This window comes from Erythrobacter sp. 'gip.4 top 5', assembly GCF_056495765.1.
The window spans coordinates 413,184-439,492 of record NZ_CP200270.1; the positions used below are offsets into that span (position 1 = coordinate 413,184).

Sequence of the window (26,309 nt, forward strand, 5' to 3'; positions counted from 1 at the left end):
CGCTACTGGCGAACCTCTCCAGCAGCAAGCCGAGATTGGTCTGAGGCGGCTACAATACGGTCAGCTGCGGCCTCTATTTCATCGACATCTTGATAGCGATGGCAGAAAATCCGGATGACGTGGCGCGCATCATCTTCGGAAACTCCAATCGCTTCAAGGACATGTGACTGTTTGATTTGACCGGATGTGCACGCCGATCCGGTGGATAGCGAAACATCACGGGCAACCGTGGCACACAATTGATCGGCATCGACGTCGGCAAGCTGGAGTGCGGCGCTACCGGGAACAACTGCGGCATCTCCAGTGATCCGGCGGAAACGCAATTGCCGCGATGCGAGCTCCTCAAGCAGCCTGCATATGAGCATCCGCCCGTGGCAATCATCACCCTCAAGGCGGGAACGCGCAACCTTGGCGGAAGCCCCGAAGCCCGCGATCAACGCCACCGGCTCAGTACCGGGACGAACCGCATCTTGCTGACCACCGCCATGCACCAAAGGAGCGGGCTTAGGTGCATGGGCCCCAACATAGAGCGCACCGACGCCCATCGGACCATAGAATTTGTGCGCCGACAGGCTGAGATAGTCGACATCGAGGTCAAGCACGTCGATTGGTATCTTCCCTGCCGCCTGCGCGGCGTCGCTGTGCATGAGCCCGCCCACTGCATGGACCAAGGCAGCAGCCTCGGCGACCGGTTGAATGACCCCGGTCTCATTGTTGACTAACATCACCGACGCGATCAGCACATCATGACCGAGCAAGGCTTCGAAAGCGACGAGATCGAGCCGGCCGTCTCTGTCGACCGGAGCGACGCTGACCGAAAATCCTTGCTTCTCGAGCATCCGCGCCGGCTCCAGCACGGCCTTATGTTCCACTGCAGAAACGATAATCCGTTTCCGGCCGAATTCACCCGTCGCAGCACTTCGTGCTACACCCAGCAGCGCAAGATTATTGGCTTCGGTCGCCCCGGAGGTGAAAATGATCTCCCCAGGCGCCGCCCCGATCAGCGCCGCCACCTCCGCCCGACCGTCGGCGATAATGCTCGCGGCGCGTTCTCCGGCCGCGTTGGGCGACCCGGCATTGCCAGGATGGTCCCAGACCGACAGGATGGCACTGCGAGCTTCCGGGCAGAGCGGCAAGGTGGCAAAGCCGTCGAGATAAATTGGTGCCCGCATGATCACGCACACTCGCGCACGGCGCGACGTGCTATGTAAATTTGTTGGGAGAGGAGTGTATGATTCATGAGTGACGATGTAGCCGCTGCGACGCGGGACCAGAAGGTAATTTATGAGCAGCGCTGCGAGGACTTTCGCTCACTTAATGGATTTCTGTGGCAGTCGCCGCTGATAATCATGTCTCTGACCGGCGGACTGTGGTTTGCGGTCGCTAGCTTTGCCCTCAGTGCATCGGCGCGATCTATGCTGCTGGTCTTCGCATGCCTGGCCAATTTGCTGATGATCGGGGCGTTGGTGCGTTTGCGCTGGGTCATGCAGCAGGTTCTCGAGGATATTCGGGACTATGATGGGAAACGCCGGACGAAGGGCAATTACACCATTGTGCGAATTTTCTCCGCGATGCTGTTCTTCACGGCGATCGGCTCATACCAAATCCCGATGAGGCTGACTCATGGGGGATTTCCAAGGCGCTGATTTTCTGATTCACCGGAGCAAGCACGAGGAGGCTTGCGATGGCGACGGCGATTGGTGTTCGATCAGATTTCACTTCGCGGGATTTGAGCCGATTTTCCCGACGATGTGACGATCCGGATCAGGTACGGCGGTTGTTGGCGTTGGGCTTGATCCTGGACGGCAGCAGCCGGAGCGAAGCGGCCAAAGCGGCTGGCGTGACGCTGCAGGTCGTGCGGGATTGGGTGATCCGCTTCAATGCTGATGGCCCGGACGGGCTGATGTCACGCAAGGCCCCCGGCAAAGTCTCGATTCTGAGCGATGAGCAGCGCCGCGCTCTTGCGCAGCAAGTTGAAGCAGGCCCGATTCCTGCGGCGCACGGGGTTGTCCGCTGGCGTCTCATCGATCTGGCGCAGTGGGTGTGGGATGAGTTTGGCCTGTCGATTACCAAACAGACGCTGAGCCGTGAGATGCGCGCGCTGGGCTTCCGCAAGCTCTCGGCCCGCCCTCGTCATCGTGGCCAGAAAGCGGATGACATTGCCGATTTTAAAAAAACTTCGCAGGCCAGTTGGCAAAAATCCGACTATCCTTGCCGCACGGCACCGCGATAGAACTGTGGTGGCAAGATGAGGCGCGCATAGGCCAACAGACCAAGCTCACCCGCCGCTGGGCCAAGCGCGGAACCCGGCCCTGTGCGCCCAAAGACCAGCGCCGGGCCTCAGCCTGGATCTTCGGGGCCATCTGTCCCGCCGAGGGCAAGGGTGCTGGCATCGTCATGCCCCGTTGCAACAGCGAGGCCATGAGCATGCACCTCGAAGAGATCGCCTTCCACGTCGCGCCGGGGGCGCATGCCGTCTTGATCCTCGATCAGGCCGGATGGCATGGCTCGGCGGAACTGGTCGTGCCCGCCAACATCACTCTCATGCCGCTGCCGCCCAGGTGCCCGGAGCTCAACCCCGTCGAAAACGTCTGGCAGTTCATGCGCGACAACTGGCTCTCCAACCGCATCTTCTCATCCTACGACGACATCGTCGACCATTGCTGCTTCGCTTGGAACAAGCTCGTCGATCAGCCCTGGCGCATCATGTCCATCGGCATGCGCCAATGGGCGCATGGGTTCTGATCAATGGGACTTGGTATCAGGCATCGCCGCGTGCAATCCCGCCGCATACTTCACCAAGGCACCCACCACCAAGGCGGGCAATTGATGACTATATTCGATCAAAGCGAAGCCGTTGATTACTATGATCGCGACGCAGCGGGTTTTGCCGCGCGTTATGACAGTGTGAGTTTCGCTGCAGTCCATCCGTTGCTGGGCCGCTACTTGCCGGCGCGTGGGGCGGCACTAGATATTGGCGCGGGCAGCGGCCGAGATGCACGCGCGCTGGCGGTCCATGGCCTTAACGTCACTGCGGTGGAGCCATCCATCGGCCTTCGTTCTATCGGGGCGGCGAGCGCCTCTGGCATTCGCTGGATCGATGACCGGCTACCTGACCTAGCGCGAATCGCCGAGTTTGGCCGCTTCGATCTAATCCTCTGTTCGGCTGTGCTGATGTTGGTCCAGCCGACTGACTTGACTAAGAGCTTCCTGACTATGACGGAATTGCTCGCGCCGGGCGGGCGCATCGGGATCAATGTCCGCCAGCCAATGTCGGGTGAGTCCGTTGACATTTTCTTTGCACATTCGGACGACGAAATCCTCGCGGCTGCTGCGGCTGCCGGGTTGGTCTGCCTCGACCGCGCCGAGGCTGGGGATGCGCTGGGGCGGGAGCCTTATCGTTGGCGCAGCTTTATCTTCGAGCGCGCTCAGTAAACTCGGACAGAGAAGCGATGTTGGGCTCAATGGATAAGCGTCACGACGAAAATACGCGCTTCTTCAGTTTTGATCACGATCATCGACGGCATCGCGGACGGCGGCATGAGAACCTGCACTACCGGCGGATTTGTTGGTGAACATGCCTGAAACTGACTTTCGGGATGGTCCCACACCTTGCCGCTAGCAAATTCCCACGCGTGCCATGTCTTGGTAGAGTGCAGGAACAATAACAAACCCATGGCGTCCGGCCGCATATTCTCCGGCCCGCACCAGAAATCGGCGAGTTTTGCGGCTATTGCGATCGCCTCCGACAGTGGCCAGCGCCTCTACCATGCCAGGATGATCGGATGATCGAACAGCGGAAATCACCACCCAGTCCTTTTCGTGGCGGCGTGCAAACTGCTGGTGGTCACGGGTGAAAGATTCTGCCGCTGATAACTCGCGGCCATGGACGGCTTCCCAAGCATCGGGATACCAATCCCGCAATGCCCTGTCCGCCATCGCCTGTTCGCGGTAGGTGAACAGGTCCGGGTAACCTGCGGCGACGAGCGCCCATTCGGCGTCTTCTTCATACCAGCCGCCAGATAGTCGCAACGCAGGATCCATCCCCGCATTGCGCGCCCGGTCGAGCTTGAAGCCGCCATGACCGGCAGTGGAATGAAAGACGATGCCCTCAGCATAGATGGTCGCGGATTGAGACATGCCCCAAGGCGTGGAAACGCGCAGGATCGTATCGACGCGGCCGAGCGCGTTGCGCTGGCGGACATGTAGCGCGATGTGAGCAATATAAGCGCGGAAGGAGACTTCATCAGCCACGGCGCTTTCGGCGCAATAGACATCTGACCGGGACCATTCGCAAATCGGTCGGTTGAGCTTCCAGCCGGACACGATCGAGAAGCCTTCCTTGAGCGGAATGGCGATATAGGCGAGCCCATCGACCCGTGCGGCCATAAGGCCATCGCTGGTCGTGCCATGTTCGACGATGATGTCGCTCATGCCGCCCTCCTGAGGTCAGAGGAAAGAACGGCCAGATCAGCGTCGGTCACAATCTCGGCGCGCATCCCGGAATAGGGATTGTCGCGCATCCATGCTTCTGCCGATGCCATGTCGGCTGCGAGGTGACGCAGTTCGTCCTTATCCCGAAACGTGGTCAAGACACGCACCTGCCCAGATTTCGGCGTTTCGATGATTTCGAAATTGAGCGGGCTTTCGACGCTGTAGGCGCGCCGCACGGTCATGACGATGACGCCTTGACTGCCGTAGGTTGCCAGATGCAGCATGAAATGCGCAGGCGAACAGTAGTTGTCGGTAACCTGGCCGGGATAGCGTTCAACGAGCCGGCCATTGCCATTGTCGTTGTTCCAAGCGGCTAGTTTTCGGCGAAAACGCTCAGGCGGGCGCGGCTCGCCGTTCGAATAGCGGATGAGGCTGCCCAAGAGGGCGGTATCGTAGATGTATTGCGCTGACATTATCAGGTCTCCTTAAAACGCGAAAACCCGGCGCAGCGGCCGGGCTTGGTGGGTTGATTGGACGGGAAATTTCAGGTGGAGGGCGGCGGATCGGCCAAACGGCCGAGCACCTCCTCGACGTAGGACGCGGTGGACATCGAATGGACGTCATCAGCCGTTATGACGGTCGCCATGCCGCCAAAGCCGTCGGGCCGCATCTTCGTGCAGGTCCACGCCGCGATGATCTGCACATGGTCAAGATCGGGCGATCGCCGGACAATATCCTGGAAGATCAGGTCATAGCCGATCATCGAGAAATCGAGTTCGAACTCGTCTTCGCCAAGATCACCCTTGGCGACTTCCGCGCGGACAACGTCGGCGATGCGGTTGACCATGCCTGCATCTTGGCCAAGCAATTCGACCAGCTCAGCGGTCGCGATCCAGGCCGTGTCGGCGACGTTATCGCTGGCGAAAAAATAGAGTGCTTCGTCATTGCCTTCATGCTCGAACAGTTCGCACAGCAAACGGCGTTCAAGCGGGGTCATGGCAGCAACAGGAATGTCGGGCTGTACGACCGTTGGTGAATGATAGTCAGCCATGGCATCCTCCGCAGCAGGGCACGGGAGCGCTGGTTTTCGGCATTTGAGGTCTCCTCAAAAAGAGACGGCCCGGCGCGAAGGCCGGGCCTGAGTTTCGGATAGACAAGCGACGACTTGAACCTGCGCGATTCAGTTCATTCGGCGGCGATCGCGTAAGCCGCCTCGTCGTCATCAAGGAACGCGGGCAGTTCGAGCCCTTCGGGATCAACGTCAGGCGCAGCGCCAGGACCACCGTCGGCGTCGGGCGTGCGCAGCGGTTCGGGAAGCCAGTGGGCATCTTCCAGCAGTCGTTCCGCCTCGCGGGCCATGTCGCTCTTTTTCAGGTGATCGATCATGCCAGCGAACTGCTCGCCGCGCGCTTCTGTCACATCGGCAAGGATGCGCGGTTTGGTCACGCTGCGGAAATAGCCATCGACTGTGGGCTTCCAGCCTGCCGCCACGACATCAAGGCCGACGGCATGCGCCAGCACATGGCTGTGAGCGATGCGGCGTGCAACGCTATGCGTCGACACGCGGCCATTGTCGTACTTGGGGACGATCTCGGCCTGAGCGTTCACCGCGAGCGACGTGCAATGGGCAAACAGACTGGCCTGCTCATCGGCGTCGAAGGCCAGCAGCGCGTCCCAAAGTTCCTTGTCCGACTCTGGCAGGCGATCTTCCCAGCGCTTCATGCGCTCGGCGATGGCCCGCGCGGGCGCGCTGTCGCGCAAACCTGCAGGTGGATTGGCAAAGGACACCCGGTTGAGCGACAATTGTAGGCAGCTCTCGCGGCTGTAGCTGTAGAAAGTGTCGAGCACGAGCGCGTGCAGCACCGTCGCGAAGGCTGTGGCGGGGCTTTGGGCAAAGGCATCCTGCAACGCGAGTGTGCGCCAGGCGGTCAGGTCGGCAACCAGCCGGTCAGGCAGCGGCTTGAGGATGTCGTCGTCGGCATCATCCTCATCAGTTCCGGCAGTTGCCGAGCCGCTAGCACCTGCGGCGGGGGCGGCGTTGTTCGCGCCAGAGATGGGCTCTCCCGACACAGGATCGACCTCGGAGCCATTGTCTTCGCCGCCAACTTCCGCAACCGGTTCGTCTTCGGCTCGGACATAGCCGCGCTCAATGCAAAGCGACCCATCCGCCTCGATGGTCACAAAGGCACCCGCGATTGCCATTTCGGCAGGATCGAATGTCATGGGCCGGTCGACCAGCTGGCCGATTTCGGTCTCAAGCTCTTCGATCCGCGCATAGACGTCCTGCGGCACATTGGAATCATCAGCCCATTGGGCCTCGATCTGCTCAATTTCAGCCTGAAACGTCGTGAGCCTTGCCTGCTCATCCTCAGTCATGGGCAATTCTGCGCCAACGATTTCACGGTGTCCGTTGGTCGCATTCCATGGCAGATCGACCGCAGTCACCACCCATTTCCAGCCTTCGGTGCCAAGGCGGTTGCCCTCGGCGGCAAGTCTCGCGTCGACCAAGCGGTCGAGCAGTGCGGGATCGGTGAGCCAGCCCCCGTCATCGTCCTCGAACAGGTCGCGGATCACGCCGCCGCCAGCCGCGACATAGGCATCGACGGTCACGAACCGTACCCGCTTGTCGGCAACCCGGATGCTGTTTTCCGTCAATCGCTGGCGGATGTAGGCGGCGGATTTGTTGAAGCTGTGGGTGAGCATTTCCCACACCTGCTCCTGGCGCTCATGATCTTCGGACACGGTGAACGCCATCAACTGGTCCAGCGACATGCCGTCCTCGGCATAGATATCGTGGAGTTTCGGCGAGACCGACGCCAGCTTGAGACGCTGGCGCACGACGGCGGGCGTGGTCATGAAATGCGCGGCGATGTCTTCAGCGGCGCTACCCTTGTCGATCATGGCCTGCATGGCCCGGAACTGGTCAAGCGGATGCAACTGCTCGCGGTGTGCGTTTTCGGCGTAACTGTCTTCTTCTGCCGAGATGCTATTGTCCGCTGCCTTGACGATGCAGGGAATGGGAGCGGTGCTTGCGAGGCGCTTCTGCTTCACCAGATGCTCAAGGGCGCGGTAGCGGCGACCACCGGCCGGAACTTCGAAGATGCCGGTCTCCTGACCTTCGGCATCAAGTACGGGGCGCACGTTGAGGCTCTGAAGCAAAGTCCGGCGCGCGATATCCTCGGCAAGCTCGGGAATCGACACTCCGGCTTTCACGCGGCGGACATTGGATTGGGACAAGATCAGCTGGTCGAAGGGAATGTCACGCGACGGGCTGAGGGTGATTTTTGCAGGCTGTTTGGCCATTGCAGGTCTCCATGACGGGCCGCCGCGAGACACTCTCTCGGCTTCCAAGCCCGTCACGAAGGCCCTGCCTTCCTCTTCCTCTGGGGCCGCCGCAGGCGGACCACCCCGCGATTTGGCAAGCTCCCATGCTGCCAGATTTCAGCCATCCCCTTCTGACATGGCGCGTTCCCTGAGCAGTTTTTCAGCACCCAGGATCGAACCCGCCTGACGGGCTGCCGCGACGTAGGCCGAGATGGGCAACGCGGTTTCGAAGAGAATATCCTGCTCGATTCCAAGGCCGAACGGCAGGCGAAGCGACTGCAATTCCCGCAACGAAAAGCTGCCGAGTTCAGGGCAGCCAAGGCCGAGATCAGCGAGGCCGAACAGGATGCCGTCCTCGTCGAGTTCGGTGGCAAGCCAAGTGGCCGCGCCGAGCGGATTGAAGAAGCGGGCAACGGGAACGGGATCAGGCTCCCGTCTGCCCTGTGCCAGCGCATTGCGGCGTGCGTGCATGTTTGCCAGCAAGGCTGCGCGGATTTCGGGGGTGAGGAGGTTCATGCCGCCAGCCTCCCTTCTGCCTCGAAGCCGTCCGCTTCGTCCTCACCAGCGACATCAAGGCCGCTCGATGCGGTGTCACGACAGGCAAGGATATAATCTGCCGCCTTGGAGGCAGCGCTGGCGGCGCGCAGGATGGCGCGATTGTCTTCCCGGATAATCTGAAGCCACGAGCCGATGTAGTCAGCGTGGCGAACGCTTGGCACAATCCCAAGCGCGGCGCAGACGAAGGCACCGGCCATTTCGGCCACCAGTTCTTCCCGGCCATAGTCCTTGGAGCCGAAGCTGCCGGTCTGATCGCGGCCAAGCCGGGTGGCATGACCCGTCCAATGGCCCAGTTCGTGAAAAGCCGTGCGATGCCAGTTGATCGGCTCATGGAAATCGTCGGGCCGCGGCACCGCCACATAGTCATGCCCCGGGCTGTAATAGGCGGACGGGCCACCGATGCGGAAGTCGGCACCCGTCGCTGCGATCAGGTCTTCGGCGTGTGGCAGGATCAGGCCCTCCGGGATGGGCGGCGGCGGCAAGCAGATATGTTCGGGAAGGTCGTCGCACTGGTCGACCGAGAACACCGTGAAATGCTTGAGGAACGGGATCCCGCCACTGGTTGTGGTGCCCTCGGTATCCGCGCGGCGGCGTTCGCTGCTAGGCACAAAGCGGCGGGTGTAGATGATACCGACGCCGCGTTCGCCGCGACGCACAGAGCCGCCCAAGGCGGCAGCCTGCCGGAACGTCAGGAAGGCATGGCTCGAAAACCCTCGGGAGACGACCGCGTGCCAGAGGGTGAGCACATTGATGCCGCTGTATCGGCGGGAACTGACGGCGTTGTGCGGCATGCCGATGCCGACGTTAGCAGAACCCCAGGGTTGAACCCATGGGACGCGCCCGGCCTCGAGATCAGCGATGATCCGGTCTGTGATTTGTTGGTAAAGATTGGTTCGCTCAGGGTTTGAGCGGGCAATATGTCGTTGCGCCATGGCAGGTCTCCGCGGCGGACCCGCAGCGAGCCTCTCTCGCCGCTCTCAGCCCGTCACGGGACAATCCCGCTCCTCTTCCTCTCGCGGGGCGTTGCGGGGCGGCAGTTCCGCACGAAGGGGTCTGATGAGACCGGTGGGCTCAGCGGCAGGGGAAGGCCTTCCCCGCAATCTTATCGAAAGATCGGTATGAGGGACGCTAATTAGGCTTTGTAGGCTTTGGCTTGTTTCCAGCCACCTTCAACCGAATTTGCACATGGCCAGTATCCGTTCTCCGCGCTTCAAACGCGCCTGCTTTCTCGACCAAATCGCTGAGCTTTGCTTGACCATAAGTGCGCGGATCAAAGTCCGACGCCAGCTCGGCGAGGCGTTGGCCAACGCGGCCCAATGGCACCCAGCCGCCATCGTCGTCCAGTTGGGCAATGGCCTTGCGAATAAGCGGTGCAGCGGCGCTCGGCGATTGTTTGGCGGCCGCTGGGCGAAGATCGGCCCGTTCGGGCTCCTCTGAAGTGGGCGCCTCTGGCAACAGGTTCTCGGTGTAGATGAACCGGCGGCAGGCCTGACGAAAGCTTTCGGGCGTTTTCTGCTCGCCAAAACCATAGACGTCTATGCCCTGCTCGCGGATGCGGGCGGCCAGACCGGTGAAGTCACTGTCAGAGGAAACCAGACAAAAGGCATCGAAGCGTCCAGCATGGAGCAAGTCCATCGCGTCGATCACGAGCGCGATGTCAGATGCATTCTTGCCAGTGGTGTAGGCAAAGTTCTGCTGCGCCCGAATTGCATGTGTCGACAGCACGTCTGCCCAGGATTTGAGGCGGGTACCGGAAAAGTCTCCGTAGATCCTGCGGACGCTGGCCTCGCCGATTTTCGCAATTTCTTCAAAGAGGCGGGTGGCGATGCGGGATGACGCGTTGTCTGCGTCAATCAGGACAGCAAGACGCGGGGCGCGAGGTTCAATGGACATTGAAGTTGGATAGCACGCAGGCGTTAAGGCTTCCTCCAAGAAAGGGCCGCCCGTTTTGCAATCAGGCACCATGAACTTCGCACAACACACAAGTACAAACACCGATCGGCGTCCCAATCTTGACCAACGCAGCGGATTAATGTTGCGAAATCGATCAGATTTCGCCTCAATGATCAGCAACATAATGGGCAGGGGAGCAAGCAGCGTGACGATCGAAGCTCGGCAATTGCGCTACGCGGTTCTCACGGCCGATTTGAGCAGTCTGTCCCGCGCCGCTTCGCCTCTGAACATGCGGCAATCGACGCTCAGTCAGCGCGTGACACAGCTGGAAGATCAGCTCGGCATCAAGCTGTTCACGCGCTCGAACCGCGGCGCAGAACCAACCGAGATGGGCAAGGTTTTCATCGAAACTGCAAGGCGTATCCTCACCGATATCGACAATCTGCAGACAACGGCGCGAGCGGTCAGTTACGGCGAACAGGGCCGTCTTGCAGTCGGTTACAGCTCATCCTTGATGGCCGGCAATCTCAAACAGACCTTCTCCGACTATTTGACCCGGTTTCCCGACGTCCAGTTCGATGGGGTCGAGGCTGGTCCGAAGAAGCTGATGCATTGCCTGCAATCGCGTACGATCGACGTTGCGGTTGCACCGACCGGCACCGAGGAAAGCGGCATTTGCTCGCGGCGGGTCTGGTCGGATCGCTTGATGGTCACCCTGCTTGATGGCCACAAGCTACTCGAGAACGAACGGATCTACTGGACCGATCTTCGCCGCGAGGTTTTCGTGGTGCCAAGCAGCGGCATTGGGCCAATCGTCGCCAATCTGCTGGCGGCGCGCCTCACCGAGCAGGGCTATCGCCCGAATATTATCGTCCAGGACACAAACCTCGAAAGCGTCCTCAGCATTGTGTCGGTCGGTCGTTTCATCACCGTTGCGACCGAAGCTTCGCAGGGGGTGACTTGGCCAGATCTCAACTTCCGGGAAGTCCATGATACCAACGGCACGGCCCGACTGGAATTCTCGGTCTATTGGCGCGAGGACAATAAAAACCCCGCGCTGCAGCGCTTCTTCACGCTGATCAACGAGCGTTACCCTGCCTGAGGCGTTCTGCGCACTTTGGCAAAGGCCCGGTCCGTGGTGATAAACCGCTCAAGCATGACGGAAGCGAGGCGCTCGACTGTGGGTGCGCCCTTGGGATCGCCGCCGTTCACTGCCACGGCGTAGGCAGTCAGATCCCGGTGCAATCTAGCAGGGATTTCCAGCGACAACCGAACGGGCTTCTCATCGGTTATGTCGGTCAGTTTAAGGCGAGTCATCGCGGCGCTCCTGTCTGGAATGGCTCGAGTATCAGATCACGTGTGACGATGACCCTCAGTGCAAAGCCTGGGCGTACGGTCAGGGTCGGCGGCACGTTCAACTGCCGCTGCACCACTTGCCGCCCGGTCTGGTTGACCGTATCCTGCGTGCCGAAGCGTAGCGCACGGACAAGGTCGCTGTCGTCACTGGCGACCAGCTCGGTCCCCGCCCCCAGCAGCGTCGAAATCAGGGCGGCCTTCAGCATGTTGCCCCAATGAAAATCGGTGCGATCTTCCAGTCCTGCCATACCAGCGGCATCGGCGCCCGGCAGGCGGTCGAGCAGGATCGAATGGCCGCCCGGCAAAATGAGGCGATCCCATGCCAGGAGCACCCGGTTCTGCCCGGCAGCGACGTCACTGTCATACTCGCCAATGAGACGTGATCCTTGCGGTATCAGCAGAATGCGGCCGGTCGGGCTGTCATAGACATTCTGCGTGACCTGCGCTGTGATCTGGCCGGGAAGGTCCGAGCGAATACCGGTGATCAGTGCGGCGGGAATGATGCTTCCTGATTGTACGACATGGGGCGATACAAGGCGCATGATGCGTTCTGTACTTTCCGTCCCGCGCGCTCCGCGCTGGTCAAGAAATGCACGGCGGTTCGATACGGGCGTGACCGCGGCAGGCTGAGCAGGATTGCCAGTGGCAACAGCAGCAACCGCAGGCAGCGGGCCGGGAGGCGCGGCAGCGCGATTGTCGCTGGCGCCGGTATTGCCTGCCAGAAACAGCTGACTGGTTCTTGCGCTGTCGCGTTCCTGCGCGGCGCGATCGCGCGCCTGCTGCGCTGCTGCAACCCTTGGATCTGGCGGCTGCGTACCATTGTCGGACGGTCCGATCGGCGGGATCGGAACGTTCTGGCCGTCCTGCTGGGCAGCGACAATCGGTCGCCCCAGATCCCCCGGCAGCGGTGGCCCCAATTTGGGTACGTCGCTGTAGTTGGCTGGCGCGCCCGTCACCTGATCGGCGCGATTGCGGCTGTTGGTGTCATAGAGGTTTTCCTGCGGCACTTGGGTTTTGGGCTGAAGTGCATAAATCAGCGAACCACCAATGCCGAGGCTCGCGGCGACACCGATTGTCGCAAGCGCCTTGCGCGACAGGCGCATGACGCGAGGGGGCTCTCCGCCAAGACGAAAGCCATCCGCGCTAGCCGGTGCCACGGGCGCTTCCTCTGGTGGTGAATCGAGATCGACTTCCGGGCTTTCGCTGGAAGGAATTGGGTCCACCGGGCGCTGCGGGTTCATGTGCGCCCCCGGCGGCGTGCGGTTTCGCGCTCGATCCGAACGTGGCGGGCACTTCGCCCAGCCCCCAACCGAAGCTCGGCCCGATCAAACTGTCCCCCGTCAGCACCAATGGCACAGATTTGAGGTTGTGATTTAAGGAGGGTTGGGGCTTCGTCGTAGTGACGAAGGAACGAAGATGAAGACCCAATCCTCCTTGAAAAAATCCCCTCCCAAGAAGGCCCCTGCTGAGCGAGTGGTGAAGGACATCCGGCGTGCAACCCGCCGACACTTCTCGGCCGAAGACAAGATCCGCATCGTGCTGGACGGCCTGCGCGGCGAAGACAGCATTGCCGAGCTGTGCCGCAAGGAAGGCATCGCTCAGAGCCTGTATTACACTTGGTCGAAGGAGTTCATGGAAGCCGGCAAGCGCCGGTTGGCCGGCGACACCGCCCGTGCCGCGACCACCGGCGAGGTGCAGGATCTGCGCCGCGAAGCCCGCGCCTTGAAGGAATGCGTAGCTGACCTGACGCTCGAGAACCGCCTGCTTAAAAAAAGCATGATCGCGGATGGGGGCGACTGTCCCCCGTCAGCACCAATGGCACAGATTTGAGGTTGTGATTTAAGGAGGGTTGGGGCTTCGTCGTAGTGACGAAGGAACGAAGATGAAGACCCAATCCTCCTTGAAAAAATCCCCTCCCAAGAAGGCCCCTGCTGAGCGAGTGGTGAAGGACATCCGGCGTGCAACCCGCCGACACTTCTCGGCCGAAGACAAGATCCGCATCGTGCTGGACGGCCTGCGCGGCGAAGACAGCATTGCCGAGCTGTGCCGCAAGGAAGGCATCGCTCAGAGCCTGTATTACACTTGGTCGAAGGAGTTCATGGAAGCCGGCAAGCGCCGGTTGGCCGGCGACACCGCCCGTGCCGCGACCACCGGCGAGGTGCAGGATCTGCGCCGCGAAGCCCGCGCCTTGAAGGAATGCGTAGCTGACCTGACGCTCGAGAACCGCCTGCTTAAAAAAAGCATGATCGCGGATGGGGGCGACGACGAATGAGGTATCCTGCTTCTGAAAAGCTGGAGATCATCAGGATCGTCGAGCAGTCGCACCTGCCCGCCAAGCGGACGCTGGATAAGCTCGGCATTGCCCGTCGGACGTTCTACCGCTGGTATGACCGCTACCTCGATGGTGGCCTGGAGGCGCTCGCGGATCGACCGTCAGCGCCGAGCCGGGTGTGGAACCGCATCGCGCCCGAGGTGCAGGACCAGATCATCGAAATGGCGCTGGAGCAGTCCGAGCTGTCACCGCGCGAGCTGGCCGTGCGATTTACCGATGAACGCCAATACTTTGTGTCCGAAGCCACGGTTTACCGCCTGCTGAAGGCCCATGATCTGATCACGAGCCCGGCCTACGTCGTGATCAAGGCTGCCGATCAGTTCCACACCAAGACCACCCGCCCGAACGAGATGTGGCAAACCGATTTTACCTACTTCAAGATTATCGGGTGGGGCTGGATGTATCTATCGACCGTCCTCGACGACTTCTCGCGCTACATCATCGCCTGGAAGTTGTGCACCAACATGCGGGCAGAGGATGTGACCGACACGCTGGACATGGCGCTCGCCGCATCAGGATGCGACAGTGCAACGGTGCTGCACAAGCCCAGACTGCTCAGCGATAACGGCCCCAGCTACATCGCGGGCGAACTGGCGGAATACATCGAGGCCAACAAGATGAGCCATGTGCGCGGCGCTCCGATGCATCCGCAGACCCAGGGTAAGATCGAGCGCTGGCACCAGACCCTCAAAAACCGCATCCTGCTGGAAAACTACTTCCTGCCCGGCGACCTTGAGACCCAGATCGAGACGTTCGTCGAGCACTACAACCACCAGCGCTACCATGAAGCGCTGTGCAACGTGACGCCCGCCGACGTCTACTTCGGCAGGGCACCGGCCATCATCAAACAGCGCGAAAGGATCAAGCGACAGACCATCGAACATCGGCGCTTGCAACACCGCAAGCTCGCCGCCTAAAACCAAACCCCAGACGAGGCCCGCACTCCGCTAATCTACGCCGCACATTGCGCCAAATGTTCTGACGACGGACATGCCGGACACAAGGGGTTGCACCGGCGGACAGGAGGCGAGAGTTCGGATTTTTAGGGCGTTGGGTGAACGGACATATGACTGCGCGTCGGAATGTCCCGATTAGTGGCCGTTCAACAGGCGAAGATAGCCGCCGTCGCGAACGGCAAGCGCTTGGCGCTGCCAGCGCGCAATCCGTTTGCGTTCACTTGATCCGTCCCACTCGGCTGCGGAATAGCGGCGAGCATCGCGGGCGATCAGTTCAACCGCCAGGTCACGCGCGCTGACACCTTCCGGTAACGCATCAAGCAACCTCAACCATTGGATCAGCCGCCAACGTTCTGAGCGGCCCGGATCAAGGCAAGCTGGTCTGGGACGCAGAAGACTCAGATGGATCTGTTCGTGAAAGGCAGACATCGCCGCGCGGCGCAGTTCCCAAAAGCTGTCGGTGGGCAGCATATAGGCAAGGGGTTCAGCATCCGACGGGTTACCGGTGATGGTCAGCCGGTGGCGCCGTCCGGATGAAGCGAGGACAATGTGCAGTTGCGCACCTTCGGCGTGCTGAATGATGATGGTTGCGTCACCGACGATCGTGCGTGCGTTATAGCCGCTGCAGCTGCTTGAATCTGGCCGCAGCTGGAGGATGGCTGCAGCGACAGAGGGTTCCCAGATGACGGGGCGCCGGGTTGGAGAGGGATCAGGGTCGGCTGCGAAAGACCAACCCCCAGTGCCTGGCCAGACGCTTGCGCGCGAGCGGCGCTGCGTCAATAGCCCGAGCATATTGATCGCGGTATTCAGGATTGCGGCGCAGGAACTCCTGCGCGAAGTCCGCACGATCATGCGTTTCAAATGTTTTGGCGTAACTCTCCGAACGCCAATCGGGCTTGTCCTCCATCACAGCTCTCCTGTGAGGTCTTTTTTGGGAATCGGACGATCATGTTACGGGCACGGCCAGAGAAGTGCTGGAGTCAGTCGCGCGCTATGCGTTGGGCAGGCACAATCGATTGCACCAGCACAGTGGAAACTCCGCAGCTTATTGGGCGCGGGGATCAAGCAAATGCCGGAAGCCGCTTTGCGTCATCCACTTGGCGCGGGCGAGGTGGCTGTCATAGACCAGCCTGGCGCGATCCGGCTCTATTGCAGGATCGATTGCAAAGATGATTGAGACGGCTTCTTCCCATGATGCGCCGTCGTTCTCGGCGTCGAGAAGGCGCAGATAGGTGACGAGGTGACGCTCGTCATAGGCGCTCAGCCGGTCCATCAGCGGCGGTTGTTCATCAAAGTCAGGAGCCGGCATTGGTCCCTCCTCGGTGCGCGGCCAGTTTAATCGCTGCATCTTTGCAAGGCGAGCAAAGAAGCAGCGCCAACTCCCCTCTGAATCGTGACAGCGTTATACACCAAACTGCATAACCTCTTATCTGCACAGCACGGGCCGACACCACCCGAAGAGGCAATATGTGCCTGCGGTAGTTCAGAAATTGTAAAATTGCGGTGCCGATTCGGCGGAGCGCAGCCGGGTTGCGCTCAAAGCCCTGCGGGATTGTCAAAGAACCGGGCAGGATCGACGGCAAGTTCTTCTGCGAGTCGTTCGATGGTATCGAGCGTCGGCGAATTGGCTGCGCGCTCCAGAAGGCCAACATAGTTGCGGTTGATTCCGGCACGATGCGCCAATTCCTCCTGCGAAAGCCCACTGGCGTGACGCATTCGCCTTAAATTCGTCGCAAAAATCTCCCGAAGCTTCATGCCTCGTGGGTCGGCGGAACCCTAATATACTGCCACCCAATATACTAGGGATTCGTCATCGCCCGGTGTTACCCGGGCGATGACTTGGGTGGTTCAGCTATCGCTGCGCCGGGAGGGACGGTTCCAGACCAGGTCGTGGCTGCCGTCCTCAGCTTCAAAGAGCTGAGCGAAGACGGGGGCCACAAAGCTCGGATCATCAAGTTTGACCGAAAGGTAGGGCCGGTCATCTTGGGTGCGCTTTTCCCATGCGGCACCGATCTCGACATCGCCGACGAGGACGCGGTGGCTGGGAGCGTTGGAGCTGGTGCTTTCTTCTGCGACGATACGGACCGATTTGGCCTGCAATGCAAGAGTGGCGATCTGGCCCCGGAGCTCTCCCGAAACCTTCTTGAAGTTGCCGATCTTTGCCATGGGTATTTCCTTTTCCGTTGGTCGGACCGCTCCAATGCGGCCTCGATGCGCGGATGAAGGTCAGTCAGTGGCAGGCGCTGCAGCGTCAGCCCGTAGCGTCAGCGAAGGACGGGGTGGTCGGTCTTTCTTGGCTCGCGAGGAACGGCGGCACGCCGGGGGAAGAAAGTTCGCACCGCACCGTTGCGGCAAGTATGCCAAGCGAAGCGTCTTGCTGACATGGGCGCGTGTCGAAAGAGGCCGTACTGGTGCGATCCTGCAGGAAATGGCGTCCTTGGCGCAGATCGCAGTTTCACCGCAATGAGGTTTCCGGTTCAGACGGCATTGAAGCCAGCCAAATCCCCTGTCGTTGTAATGAACGCACTCAGTCAGCACAGCCCTACCCCCTATTCGCTGTTGATCGTCCGGGCCGGAAGAGGATCGCTTCTCATCGACCGGTCATTTGCCGAGTTTGCGTTGTTATGATCGCTGCCACCCATCACACTTTGCCAGGCTGAAGCGGCTGTGGCGATCGCTGCAATCGAACCGAGAATTGCCAACACAGAGCTGCTGTTTGTTGCCAACGAACCAAGGCTGTGCGCGGCCTGATATCCGGCGAAAGCGGCAGGGATGGCAAATAGCAGCGCAATCCCCAGCCTGAGCAACGGAGATCGGATAAAAGCGATCAGAAGTTGGCCGATGAGCAACGTGCCGATGCCGGCTCCAAAGGCAGCGAGGATCGCAGCCGGATAGCCGTATTCGTGGCGGAGTAGCGCGAAGCCGGTGCCGATTGCGACGTAAACTGGCAGGGCGAGGCTGGCGAGCCGGAAGAGCAGCCATAGCATGTAAAAGCCTGCAGCGGCCGCAAGGATGAGGAAAATGGTCATAGGCGTCCCTTGTCTGGACGCGCTCGCCGCCACCACTTCAGCGCAATCTGCGAAGCAAGGATAGCATGGCGGGACTCGGCTCGAAAAGCCCGAATGCGCCGAATGTCAGCGGGCGAAGGGGTCATATTCGCGCAGGACCTGCTCGGGATCGCCATCGAATTCGTCGGCAGGGATAACGGAGTAGCCCTGGCTGGTCTTGATGATGACGATGACCGTCATTAGCGTCCGTGAGAGGTTCCAGCCCAGCGATTGTGCGGTTGCAAGTGGCATGCTGCGGCTCCTGTCTAGGAGCGGGACCACCCCGCTCGACAGTCGCCCCACAGGCCGGGGGCTGGCCGCAATCACCGCAGCTTCGCGGCGGCCGCACGCGCATGCGTAGCGGACCCTTCACGGGTTGATTGAAGGAGGACAGGCTTCGAGCCCAGGGATCAGCGGCTAAAGCGAGTGGTTGGTTCTGCGGCACTTGGGGCTATGCCACTTGCAGCCATCTGATATCGCGGTTCTTTCCGATGCTGATCATGGCATCATTGACCATGCTACTGACCGGTATAACCTGCACGAACGGTGTCTGTGCCCGCCCTTGCGGTCATTTGGTTGATTCTTAACTTCCTGCATGATAGTGACCGTTATCGCGGTCGGGAAACTACTTTGTGACCGCCATAACCGGCATTGAGGTTCACATGAATGAGCATCCACGCACCTATTCGCGCATGACGCGCGAAGCGCTGACCATGATGGGCGGGCTCATTCGTCTCGCACGCAAGCAGCGCAAAATGTCGGAAGCGGACCTCGCGGCCCGGGTCGGCATTGCGCGCAGCACGCTGCAACTGATCGAGAAGGGTCATACCAGGGTGGAAATCGGACTGGTGTTCGAGGCTGCGACGATCGTGGGTGTGCCGCTATTCGTCGACGAGCCATCCCGGCTTGCCCCTGAGATTTCGCGGATCAACGACAAGCTGGCGCTCCTTCCCCAGTCGGTGCGGCGTCCGCGCTCGGAGGTGAAAGATGACTTCTGACCGACCTCACCCCGCTGCGGCAGCTGCTGCCGCCCAAGATCCTGTCCCGCCAGCTACCGAAGCTTTCGTGTGGATGTGGCTACCGGGCGCGCTCGAGCCTGTCATCGCCGGGCGGATCGAGCTGGAGGGTGGCCTTTATGCCTTCAACTATGGTCGTTCCTATCTGGAGCGCGCTGACGCCATACCCATCTATGCGCCGGAGTTGCCTCTCCAGCGCGGCAGGATTGCGCCCAACGCCCCGCTTGAAATGGCCGGGTGCTTGCGGGACGGCGCGCCCGATGCATGGGGGCGCCGGGTCATCATCAATCGGCTGACGGGTCTGCGCGGCGAGGCAGCGCACAACGTCGATTTCGACGAGCTGACCTTCATGCTCAATTCGGGTTCCGACCGCATCGGTGCGCTTGATTTCCAGACGTCAGCGGAGAAATTTCAGCCGCGCGAACAGGAAAATGCCACGCTGGAGGAGCTTCTGGAAGCGGCCGAGCGGGTGGAGCGGGGTGAGCCCATTCCTCCAGGTCTCGAGAAAGCGCTGTTCCATGGAAGCTCCATCGGCGGCGCACGCCCCAAAGCCCTGATCCAGGATGGCGCGGACAAGTTCATCACGAAATTTTCGGCGACCAACGACACCATGTCCGTCGTGAAGGCGGAGTTCGTTGCCATGCGTCTGGCAGCAGAAGCGGGGCTGAACGTCGCACCTGTCCGGCTTGCCAAAGCCAGCGGCAAGGATGTGCTCCTGGTGCGCCGGTTCGACCGTGAATGGAACGGAACTGGCTGGACGCGCCGCTCAATGGTCTCGGCTCTGACGATGTTTGGGCTCGGTGAAATGCAGGCTCGCTATGCGAGCTACGCTGATCTGGCCGAGATCGTGCGCGCGCGCTTCACCGATCCCCAAGCGAGCTTGCGCGAACTGTTCGGCCGGTTGGTCTTCAATGTGCTGACGGGCAATACGGACGATCATGCCCGCAATCATGCGGCGTTCTGGGATGGCGCCCATCTTACCCTGACCCAGGCCTATGACATTTGCCCGCAGCCGCGCAACGGCCGGGAGGCCAACCAAGCCATGCTGGTGAGCGGCGAGGACAAGCGCAGCCTTCTGGAAACCTGCCGCCTGTCAGCGCCGAACTTCCTTCTGAGCGACCGGGATGCCCGCGATCTGATCAACCATCAGGTTGTGAAAATCACGAGGGCTTGGGCAACGATTTGCGATGAAGGTGAGGTGAGCGAGGTCGATCGTGGCTTTCTGTGGCGCCGCCAGTTTCTCAACGACTATGCCTTCGAGGGCTATGTCGATGGAGCGCCGGAGCTGTGAGCGGAGATCTGGTGGTTGCCCTCGCCAGTATCTTCTTCTCTCCCGGCAACAGCGGCCAGCGCTTCGTCCCGCCAGACGAGCAAAAGCCCGGGCGTCCTCGACTGATGGAGTTGCGTGAAAAACTGGGGCTGGAAGTCACGGCCTACGACCTTCTTTTCCCAGGAAGCCCCCACTTGTGTCAAAACTGGAGACAATGTGGAGACAATGGGGGTCCCAGAGAGGCGTTGTCTCCAGAATTTCGGGGGTCGCCGGTTGGCGAAATCATTGTTTTTCCTGAGAAAAACTGGAGCGGGCGAAGGGATTCGAACCCTCGACCCCAACCTTGGCAAGGTTGTGCTCTACCCCTGAGCTACGCCCGCTCACTGGCGCTGACAAAATCCGCAAACGCGCGGTTCTCGCCGGAGACGCGGGGCGATTAGCAGCGCCTCGGCTACCCTGCAAGCGCTAAATTGGCGTGATTGGGGCTTGATCGCATCGGGCAGAGCGGCCAGCACAAATGCGCGCTTCACATCCGTGCGCTATACCCCACATTGAGGGCATGGCGCGGCATCGCGCAACACCAAAACAGGAGCACGCATCTTGGCCAGCATGGGACTGAGCATAGAAGAACAAAAGGCTGTCGACCGTTTCCGCAAGGATGTGGTGGAGCCTTCGCAAAGCAAGCTGGTGATCCTTGATTTCTGGGCGGAATGGTGCGGGCCCTGCAAGGCTTTAACCCCGCTGCTGGAAAAGGTTGCGGCGGAATATGCCGACAAGGGCGTGGTTTTGGCCAAAATCAACGTCGACGAAGACCAATTTATTGCCGCGCAGTTCCAAGTGCGGTCGATCCCGACGGTCTATGCCATGTTCCAAGGCCAACCGATCGCCGATCTGACCAACGCGCGCACCGAATCGCAGCTGAAGCAAATGCTTGATCAATTGCTTGCCCAAGTGCCGATCGAAGCCGGAGCGGCAGGCGAGACGGGTGAGCCGGCTGCCGTGAAAGGCCCATCACCCGAGGAGGTCGCGCAGTTCGTGAAGCTGGGCGAGGAGGCGCTTGCTGCGGGTGATCCGCAACGCGCCGCGGGTATCTTTGCTCAGATTACCGAGTTTGCCGAAGACAATGCGCCCGCCCACGCGGGTCTTGTGCGCGCACTGGTGCAACTGGGCGAAATGGACCACGCGCGTCAAGTGATGGACGTGATCGACAGCGATCCGCGCCTCGCCACCGATCCGGCCATTGTCCCTGCACGCAGCGCGCTGGAGCTTGCTGGCACCCGGGTTGACGACAGTGAACTCGTCGCTCTGCGCAGCGCCGCACAGGCCGATCCGGCAAACATGGACGCGCAATTCGCCTTTGCCGAAGCCGCCTTTGCCGCGGGCCAGCGCGATGACTCGGCCGAAACTCTGCTCTCCATGATTGCCGCCGACCGCGACTGGAACGACGGTGCCGCACGGGCAAAGCTGCTCAAGATTTTCGAGGCGACCGGCCTTGAAGACGAATGGGTCGTCGGCGTCCGCCGCCGGCTTTCCCGCGTATTGTTTGGATGACTGCAAACATCATGACCCGCCGCCTTTCCATCTTTCCGCTGACCGGCGCGGTGCTGTTTCCCGGGATGCAGTTGCCGCTCCATATCTTTGAACCACGCTACCGCACGATGGTAGCCGATGCGATGATCCGTGATCGCCAGATCGCGATGATCCAGCCGCAGCGCCCCGAAAATGGCGCTCCGCTCTATGCGGTGGGTTGCATCGGACGGGTCGGGGAGGTTCAGGCGATGGATGACGGGCGCTACAACGTCATCCTTGAGGGAACGGCGCGGTTCCGGCTGGTGCGCGAACTTGATGTTGCCACGGCCTACCGCCAGATCGAGGCGACCATTTACGATGAAGACGAGGGGGAAACCTTGAGCCATGCCCAGCGCGGCGGGTTCGAGCGCGAAGCGCGCGCCTTTGCCGATGCGCAAGGCTACAGCGTCGACTGGGCTTCGGTCGAACGGCTGGATGATCGCTCGCTGATCAACGGCGTCTCGCAGATCGCGCCCTTCGATCCCGCCAGCAAGCAGGCACTTCTCGAAGCGGAGACGCTGACGGATCGCTGTGAATTGCTGGTTCAGCTGATGCAGTTTTTCGGCCGGACCGATGGCAGCGAGGAAATCACCACGCTGCAATAAATCGTTCGCGGCGCATCGGTAGTGAGCTGAGCCCGTGAGGGAAAGCGGCGCCGCGTGCGTATTCTTGGCGACAGGAGGTGTGCGATGGATCTTGACCACAATCTTGCGCGGATCGCGTGCGCGAAGGTTCCCGACCTTTCGGCGATCTCTGGCAACGCGCTGGCGCTGCGGGCGCGGGCCGAGGCCCGCGCGGCGCGCAGCACTCTGGGCGCAGCGCTGATCGCGGCGCTGGGTATCGGGATCGTCGGCGGGTTTCAGACGCCTGCGCAAGCCGAAGCGCCGCTGGCCGCCTTCGGGCCGGAACTGGCGCTCACTCCGCTGATCGCACTGGGACAGGAGTGAGCCTTCGGCGCGCCCTGATTGTCGCTGCTCTGGTGATTGTGCTGGCGCTGGTGGGCGTGTGGCTGGGGCGGATGCTCCAGCCCGGCGTCCAGCACAGCGGCGCCGAGCTTCATGCGCTGATGCATGACGGGCTTGCGCTTGACGACACGCAGGAACGCTCACTCAAAGTATTGGAACGCGATTTTGCCGAACGGCGCCGGGCGCTGGAAGCCCGGCTGATGGCCGACAATGCCCGGCTCGCCGAAGCGATTGCAGCCGAGCATGAATATGGCCCGCGCGTGGCAGCGGCGGTTGATGCGACCCACGGCGCGATGGGCGATCTTCAGAAGGCGACGCTCGAGCATGTCTTCGCGATGCGTGCGATCCTGCGCCCCGATCAGCAAGCGACCTTCGACGAAGCGATTGCCGAGAGCCTCGCGCAGCCTGGCCAGTGACCGCCGACAATTCGGATGCGACGCTGGTGCGCGATTCGCTGAAAGGAGACGGGCAGGCGCAGCGCGCTCTGGTCGAGCGTCACCGGGAGAGCGTATACCGGCTGGCACGGTCGGCGACGGGGAGCGCGGAGGACGCTTTTGACATCACGCAGGAGGCCTTCATTGCGGCCTTTGCTGCGCTGCATCGCTATGATCCCGCGCGGTCGTTTCGCGGGTGGATCGCCGCAATCACACTCAACAAGTGCCGCGACCGGGCCCGGCGGCAGGCGGTGCGGCGTTTTCTTGGCCTGCCAATGCCTGATAATGCCGCCGCGTGGATTGCGGACGACGCGCCCTCACCCGAAACGCTGGCCGCTGACCGCGCCGAACTGGCGGCCACGGCGCAGGCTATCGCCGCGCTACCCGCCAGCCTCAAGGACGTGCTCATCCTGCGCACCATCGAGGGGCTGTCTCAGCAGGAAACGGCGCAGGCCCTGGGGATCAGTGGCAAGGCCGTCGAGACCCGGCTGTACCGAGCAAGGGCGAAGTTGATCCTGGCGATGAGGGATTAGGTGCGCCCACCCGTATAGGGAGCATGACCTCTCCCATTATCACGCGACGCCGCCTGCTGGCAGGCGGCGGGGCTGCTTCGGCTCTTGCTGCGCTGCCAGCTTGGGCACAGGGCCACAGCGTCCATCGCCATGCCAAAGGTCCGCCGATCATAGCCGGGTTCGATGAAGTCTCGGGCACCGTGATCGACCTTGCTGTCGGCGAAGGCACGCGCATGGTGCGAGGCCGCAAAAGCCACGGCATCGCCGTCAATGGCACGGTTCCGGGGCCGCTGGTGCGGCTCAAAGAAGGGCAGAACGTCCGCCTCAACGTCACTAATCATTTGGCGCAGGACACTTCGATCCACTGGCATGGGTTGCTGGTGCCGTTCCACATGGACGGCGTGCCGGGAATAAGCTTTCCCGGTATCAAGCCGGGGCAGACCTTTGCTTATGAGTTCCCCGTGCGCCAATCGGGCACCTATTGGTATCACAGCCATTCGGGCCTTCAGGAACAGCAGGGGCATTACGGCCCGCTGATCATCGATCCCGCGGGCGACGAACCGGCCAGCTATGATCGCGACTACATCTTGCTGCTGAGCGAATTTACGTCTCTGCACCCGCATCGCATCATGGACCGGCTGCGCAAGGGCGAAGGCTATTTCAACTATCAGCAGACCAGCTGGGCAGACGATTACGCGCTGTCCGCCAAGGAACGCCGGATGTGGGCGGAAATGCGGATGCCCGCGACCGACATCGCCGATGTGACGGGATCGACTTACACCTACCTCGCCAACGGACGCGGGCCGAACGAAGGGCTGGAATACCTGTTCAACCCCGGCGAACGTATCCGCCTGCGGATCATCAACGGTTCGGCCATGACCTTCTTCAACCTGCGCATCCCCGACCTGCCAATGACAGTGATCGCGGCAGACGGGCAGAACGTGAAACCCGTCGAAGTCGATGAATTCCAGATCGGCGCCGCGGAAACCTATGACGTGATCGTCGAACCCCGTGCGCAGGCTCATGCGATCGTCGCTGAAAGCATGGACCGGTCGGGCATGGCGCTGGCGATGCTGGCGAGCCGTCCGGGCGCGCGCGCATCTGTGCCCCCGCTGCGAAAGCCGCCGCTGCTCGACATGGGCGATATGGGCATGAACCATGGCGATATGGCGGGCGGTGACGGCGCCGCGCACAGCATGGACGGCATGAGCATGCGCGATACTCTGCTGCTGCCGCCCGATGTGAAAGTCAGCCCCGGCATCGACATGGTTTCGATGGCCCCGGTCGACAAGCTGGGCGATCCCGGGATCGGCCTGCGCGATGTCGCGCACCGCGTGCTCACCTACCGGATGCTGTCCGCGCTGGAGCCCAACCGCGACATCCGCACGCCATCGCGTCTGCTGGAGATCCATCTCACCGGCAATATGGAACGCTATATGTGGTCATTCGATGGCGAGATGTACTCTGCCGTCAGCGACGTGCCGATCCGGTTTGCCTGGAACGAGCGAGTGCGGGTCAAGCTCGTCAACAACACCATGATGGCGCATCCGATCCACCTGCATGGGATGTTCTTCGAGCTGGTCAATGGTGAGGACGCCGCGCACCAGCCGCGCAAGAACATCGTCGTGGTCCAGCCCGGCGCATCGGCGCAGTTTGATCTTACCGCCAACGAACCGGGCGACTGGGCGTTTCATTGCCACCTGCTGTATCACATGCACGGCGGGATGATGCAGACCGTGACGGTGATGGCGCCGGACGCTGGCCAATGAAATCTACTCTTACCATTTGTGCTCTGCTGGGTGCATTACCGCTTGCCGCGCAAGATCGCCACGCTGGGCACGATATGGGCCGTGAGGATGACACGCCTGCCTCGCCCGGCCCGACCATGGAGACCCCGCCCCCCGCCGCCGCCGGCAGCGGACCGCCACGCGCCGCAGACGCGATCTGGGGGGCCGACGCGATGGCCGCTTCGCGTGAGGATCTGCGCCGCACCCATGGCGACTTTCCCGTGTTCTGGTTTCAGGGCGACCGCCTTGAGGCGCAGGTGCGTGACGGCGCGGACCTCTACCTGTGGGACATTCAGGGCTATTACGGCGGCCCGACCGAGCGGCTGTGGTTCAAGTCCGAAGGCAGGGGCGCGTTCGGTTCCCATCCCGGCGATGCCGAAGTTCAGGCACTTTATGCCAAGGCCTTCGCGCCGTTCTGGGACGTGCAGGCGGGTGTCCGGCAGGATCTCGGCGGGCCGGACACCACCCATGCCGTGATCGGCGTGCAGGGCCTTGCGCCCTATCTGTTCGAGATCGACACCGCGCTGTTCCTCTCGCACCGCGGCGATGTGACCGCGCGCCTCGAAGCCGAGATCGACCAGCGCATCACCCAGCGCCTGATCCTCCAGCCGCGCATCGAAGCCAACCTGTCCGCGCAGGACATTCCCGAATTGGGGACCGGCGCAGGCCTCGACCAGATCGCAGTCGGGGCGCGGCTACGCTATGAATTGCGACGCGAATTTGCGCCCTATATCGGCATTGAACAATCCTGGCGAACTGGACAGGGCGCCACCTTCGCCCGCGCGCGAAGCGAAGACCCCTCTGTTACCAGCCTTATCGCTGGCATCCGTTTCTGGTTCTGAACATTCGAAGGAAT

31 protein-coding genes, 1 tRNA gene and 1 pseudogene are annotated in these 26,309 nt (G+C 61.5%); 15 read left to right on the forward strand and 18 right to left on the reverse strand.

Translation table 11 applies throughout. The annotated features are described in order from the left end of the window. Positions 1–2: 2 nt before the first annotated feature. Positions 3–1,172 carry a cysteine desulfurase family protein gene (locus tag ACRANW_RS01975; protein ID WP_479433987.1) on the reverse strand — a complete coding sequence of 390 codons (1,170 nt, stop codon included), beginning with the start codon at positions 1,170–1,172 and terminating at the stop codon, positions 3–5. A 66-nt stretch (positions 1,173–1,238) separates the two neighbouring features. On the opposite strand from ACRANW_RS01975, the gene ACRANW_RS01980 reads away from it, so the two are divergent. The 3 genes from ACRANW_RS01980 (at position 1,239) to ACRANW_RS01990 (ending at position 3,435) form a co-directional block, all read left to right on the forward strand. After that, complete coding sequence (locus ACRANW_RS01980) at positions 1,239–1,646, forward strand: hypothetical protein (protein WP_479432897.1); 408 nt, start codon at positions 1,239–1,241, stop codon at positions 1,644–1,646. A gap of 38 nt (positions 1,647–1,684) precedes the next feature. Continuing rightward, a protein-coding gene (locus ACRANW_RS01985; RefSeq protein ID WP_479431320.1) for an IS630 family transposase occupies positions 1,685–2,745 on the forward strand; the annotation gives its coding sequence in 2 pieces (ribosomal slippage) (positions 1,685–2,177 and positions 2,177–2,745; 1,062 coding nt in all). Positions 2,746–2,829: 84 nt separating this feature from the next. Continuing rightward, on the forward strand, positions 2,830–3,435 hold the full coding sequence (locus tag ACRANW_RS01990; RefSeq protein WP_479432898.1) for a class I SAM-dependent methyltransferase: 606 nt from the start codon (positions 2,830–2,832) through the stop codon (positions 3,433–3,435). Between the two features lie 183 nt (positions 3,436–3,618). Here ACRANW_RS01990 and ACRANW_RS01995 read toward each other — a convergent pair whose 3' ends face one another. From ACRANW_RS01995 to ACRANW_RS02025, 7 genes are all read right to left on the reverse strand, one after another. After that, complete coding sequence (locus ACRANW_RS01995; RefSeq protein ID WP_479432899.1) at positions 3,619–4,434, reverse strand: DUF7007 domain-containing protein; 816 nt, start codon at positions 4,432–4,434, stop codon at positions 3,619–3,621. Next, positions 4,431–4,907 carry a hypothetical protein gene (locus ACRANW_RS02000; protein ID WP_479432900.1) on the reverse strand — a complete coding sequence of 159 codons (477 nt, stop codon included), beginning with the start codon at positions 4,905–4,907 and terminating at the stop codon, positions 4,431–4,433. The genes ACRANW_RS01995 and ACRANW_RS02000 overlap by 4 nt, the downstream gene beginning before the upstream one ends. A gap of 71 nt (positions 4,908–4,978) precedes the next feature. Further along, positions 4,979–5,485: a hypothetical protein gene (locus tag ACRANW_RS02005; protein WP_479432901.1), complete on the reverse strand. Its 507-nt coding sequence runs from the start codon at positions 5,483–5,485 to the stop codon at positions 4,979–4,981. A 134-nt stretch (positions 5,486–5,619) separates the two neighbouring features. Further along, a complete protein-coding gene (locus ACRANW_RS02010) occupies positions 5,620–7,737 on the reverse strand; it encodes a ParB/RepB/Spo0J family partition protein (RefSeq protein WP_479432902.1) in 2,118 nt (705 codons plus the stop codon). 138 nt (positions 7,738–7,875) lie between these two features. After that, a complete protein-coding gene (locus tag ACRANW_RS02015; protein WP_479432903.1) occupies positions 7,876–8,274 on the reverse strand; it encodes a DUF2958 domain-containing protein in 399 nt (132 codons plus the stop codon). Then, entirely contained in the window at positions 8,271–9,248 is a 978-nt protein-coding gene (locus ACRANW_RS02020) for an ArdC family protein (protein ID WP_479432904.1), read from the reverse strand. The genes ACRANW_RS02015 and ACRANW_RS02020 overlap by 4 nt, the downstream gene beginning before the upstream one ends. Positions 9,249–9,444: 196 nt before the next feature. Further along, on the reverse strand, positions 9,445–10,209 hold the full coding sequence (locus ACRANW_RS02025) for an NYN domain-containing protein (protein ID WP_479433988.1): 765 nt from the start codon (positions 10,207–10,209) through the stop codon (positions 9,445–9,447). Between the two features lie 205 nt (positions 10,210–10,414). Here ACRANW_RS02025 and ACRANW_RS02030 point away from each other — a divergent pair, with 205 nt between their 5' ends. After that, a complete protein-coding gene (locus ACRANW_RS02030; RefSeq protein WP_479432905.1) occupies positions 10,415–11,311 on the forward strand; it encodes a LysR family transcriptional regulator in 897 nt (298 codons plus the stop codon). Here ACRANW_RS02030 and ACRANW_RS02035 read toward each other — a convergent pair. Both ACRANW_RS02035 and ACRANW_RS02040 read right to left on the reverse strand, forming a co-directional pair. Next, positions 11,299–11,526, reverse strand: coding sequence for a DUF2274 domain-containing protein (locus ACRANW_RS02035; protein ID WP_479432906.1), 228 nt, complete (start codon positions 11,524–11,526; stop codon positions 11,299–11,301). The two genes, ACRANW_RS02030 and ACRANW_RS02035, sit on opposite strands and share 13 nt — an antisense overlap. Beyond that, on the reverse strand, positions 11,523–12,806 hold the full coding sequence (locus ACRANW_RS02040) for a TraB/TrbI/VirB10 family type IV secretion system protein (protein ID WP_479432907.1): 1,284 nt from the start codon (positions 12,804–12,806) through the stop codon (positions 11,523–11,525). The genes ACRANW_RS02035 and ACRANW_RS02040 overlap by 4 nt, the downstream gene beginning before the upstream one ends. Before the next feature lie 175 nt (positions 12,807–12,981). Between ACRANW_RS02040 and ACRANW_RS02045 the strand changes: the two are divergent. Next, positions 12,982–13,361: pseudogene (locus ACRANW_RS02045) on the forward strand (transposase); the annotation flags it as partial. Positions 13,362–13,447: 86 nt separating this feature from the next. Further along, positions 13,448–14,814 (forward strand): IS3 family transposase gene (locus ACRANW_RS02050; RefSeq protein WP_479431339.1). Its coding sequence is split into 2 segments (ribosomal slippage): positions 13,448–13,798 and positions 13,801–14,814, totalling 1,365 coding nucleotides; the frame shifts between segments, so codons are not numbered across the junction. A gap of 174 nt (positions 14,815–14,988) precedes the next feature. Here the strand turns inward: ACRANW_RS02050 and ACRANW_RS02055 are convergent. From ACRANW_RS02055 to ACRANW_RS02085, 7 genes are all read right to left on the reverse strand, one after another. After that, positions 14,989–15,645, reverse strand: a complete 657-nt coding sequence (locus ACRANW_RS02055; protein ID WP_479432908.1) for a DUF2285 domain-containing protein — start codon at positions 15,643–15,645, stop codon at positions 14,989–14,991. Continuing rightward, complete coding sequence (locus ACRANW_RS02060; protein WP_479432909.1) at positions 15,563–15,760, reverse strand: transcriptional regulator domain-containing protein; 198 nt, start codon at positions 15,758–15,760, stop codon at positions 15,563–15,565. The genes ACRANW_RS02055 and ACRANW_RS02060 overlap by 83 nt, the downstream gene beginning before the upstream one ends. Before the next feature lie 138 nt (positions 15,761–15,898). Continuing rightward, positions 15,899–16,162: a DUF2285 domain-containing protein gene (locus ACRANW_RS02065; RefSeq protein WP_479432910.1), complete on the reverse strand. Its 264-nt coding sequence runs from the start codon at positions 16,160–16,162 to the stop codon at positions 15,899–15,901. A gap of 227 nt (positions 16,163–16,389) precedes the next feature. Then, positions 16,390–16,569, reverse strand: a complete 180-nt coding sequence (locus tag ACRANW_RS02070; RefSeq protein WP_479432911.1) for a helix-turn-helix domain-containing protein — start codon at positions 16,567–16,569, stop codon at positions 16,390–16,392. 132 nt (positions 16,570–16,701) lie between these two features. After that, complete coding sequence (locus ACRANW_RS02075) at positions 16,702–17,019, reverse strand: DUF736 domain-containing protein (protein ID WP_479432912.1); 318 nt, start codon at positions 17,017–17,019, stop codon at positions 16,702–16,704. 383 nt (positions 17,020–17,402) lie between these two features. Further along, positions 17,403–17,882, reverse strand: coding sequence for a hypothetical protein (locus tag ACRANW_RS02080; RefSeq protein ID WP_479432913.1), 480 nt, complete (start codon positions 17,880–17,882; stop codon positions 17,403–17,405). A gap of 105 nt (positions 17,883–17,987) precedes the next feature. Continuing rightward, positions 17,988–18,152: a hypothetical protein gene (locus tag ACRANW_RS02085; protein WP_249700762.1), complete on the reverse strand. Its 165-nt coding sequence runs from the start codon at positions 18,150–18,152 to the stop codon at positions 17,988–17,990. Between the two features lie 440 nt (positions 18,153–18,592). Between ACRANW_RS02085 and ACRANW_RS02090 the strand changes: the two genes are divergently transcribed. Both ACRANW_RS02090 and ACRANW_RS02095 read left to right on the forward strand, forming a co-directional pair. After that, complete coding sequence (locus ACRANW_RS02090) at positions 18,593–18,898, forward strand: helix-turn-helix transcriptional regulator (RefSeq protein WP_479432914.1); 306 nt, start codon at positions 18,593–18,595, stop codon at positions 18,896–18,898. Beyond that, complete coding sequence (locus ACRANW_RS02095) at positions 18,888–20,207, forward strand: type II toxin-antitoxin system HipA family toxin (protein WP_479432915.1); 1,320 nt, start codon at positions 18,888–18,890, stop codon at positions 20,205–20,207. The genes ACRANW_RS02090 and ACRANW_RS02095 overlap by 11 nt, the downstream gene beginning before the upstream one ends. Positions 20,208–20,491: 284 nt before the next feature. Here the strand turns inward: ACRANW_RS02095 and ACRANW_RS02100 are convergent. After that, a tRNA-Gly gene (locus ACRANW_RS02100) sits at positions 20,492–20,566 on the reverse strand. 229 nt (positions 20,567–20,795) lie between these two features. On the opposite strand from ACRANW_RS02100, the gene ACRANW_RS02105 reads away from it, so the two are divergent. From ACRANW_RS02105 to ACRANW_RS02135, 7 genes are all read left to right on the forward strand, one after another. Beyond that, positions 20,796–21,737, forward strand: coding sequence for a tetratricopeptide repeat protein (locus tag ACRANW_RS02105; protein ID WP_479433989.1), 942 nt, complete (start codon positions 20,796–20,798; stop codon positions 21,735–21,737). Next, positions 21,734–22,360, forward strand: a complete 627-nt coding sequence (locus tag ACRANW_RS02110; RefSeq protein WP_479432916.1) for an LON peptidase substrate-binding domain-containing protein — start codon at positions 21,734–21,736, stop codon at positions 22,358–22,360. Before ACRANW_RS02105 ends, ACRANW_RS02110 begins: the two co-directional genes overlap by 4 nt. Before the next feature lie 84 nt (positions 22,361–22,444). Next, a complete protein-coding gene (locus ACRANW_RS02115; RefSeq protein WP_479432917.1) occupies positions 22,445–22,702 on the forward strand; it encodes a hypothetical protein in 258 nt (85 codons plus the stop codon). Next, a complete protein-coding gene (locus ACRANW_RS02120) occupies positions 22,699–23,136 on the forward strand; it encodes a periplasmic heavy metal sensor (protein WP_479432918.1) in 438 nt (145 codons plus the stop codon). The genes ACRANW_RS02115 and ACRANW_RS02120 overlap by 4 nt, the downstream gene beginning before the upstream one ends. Next, positions 23,133–23,687, forward strand: coding sequence for an RNA polymerase sigma factor (locus ACRANW_RS02125; RefSeq protein ID WP_479432919.1), 555 nt, complete (start codon positions 23,133–23,135; stop codon positions 23,685–23,687). Before ACRANW_RS02120 ends, ACRANW_RS02125 begins: the two co-directional genes overlap by 4 nt. A gap of 23 nt (positions 23,688–23,710) precedes the next feature. Beyond that, entirely contained in the window at positions 23,711–25,435 is a 1,725-nt protein-coding gene (locus ACRANW_RS02130; protein ID WP_479432920.1) for a copper resistance system multicopper oxidase, read from the forward strand. After that, entirely contained in the window at positions 25,432–26,295 is an 864-nt protein-coding gene (locus ACRANW_RS02135; protein WP_479432921.1) for a copper resistance protein B, read from the forward strand. The genes ACRANW_RS02130 and ACRANW_RS02135 overlap by 4 nt, the downstream gene beginning before the upstream one ends. The last annotated feature ends 14 nt before the right edge of the window (positions 26,296–26,309 follow it).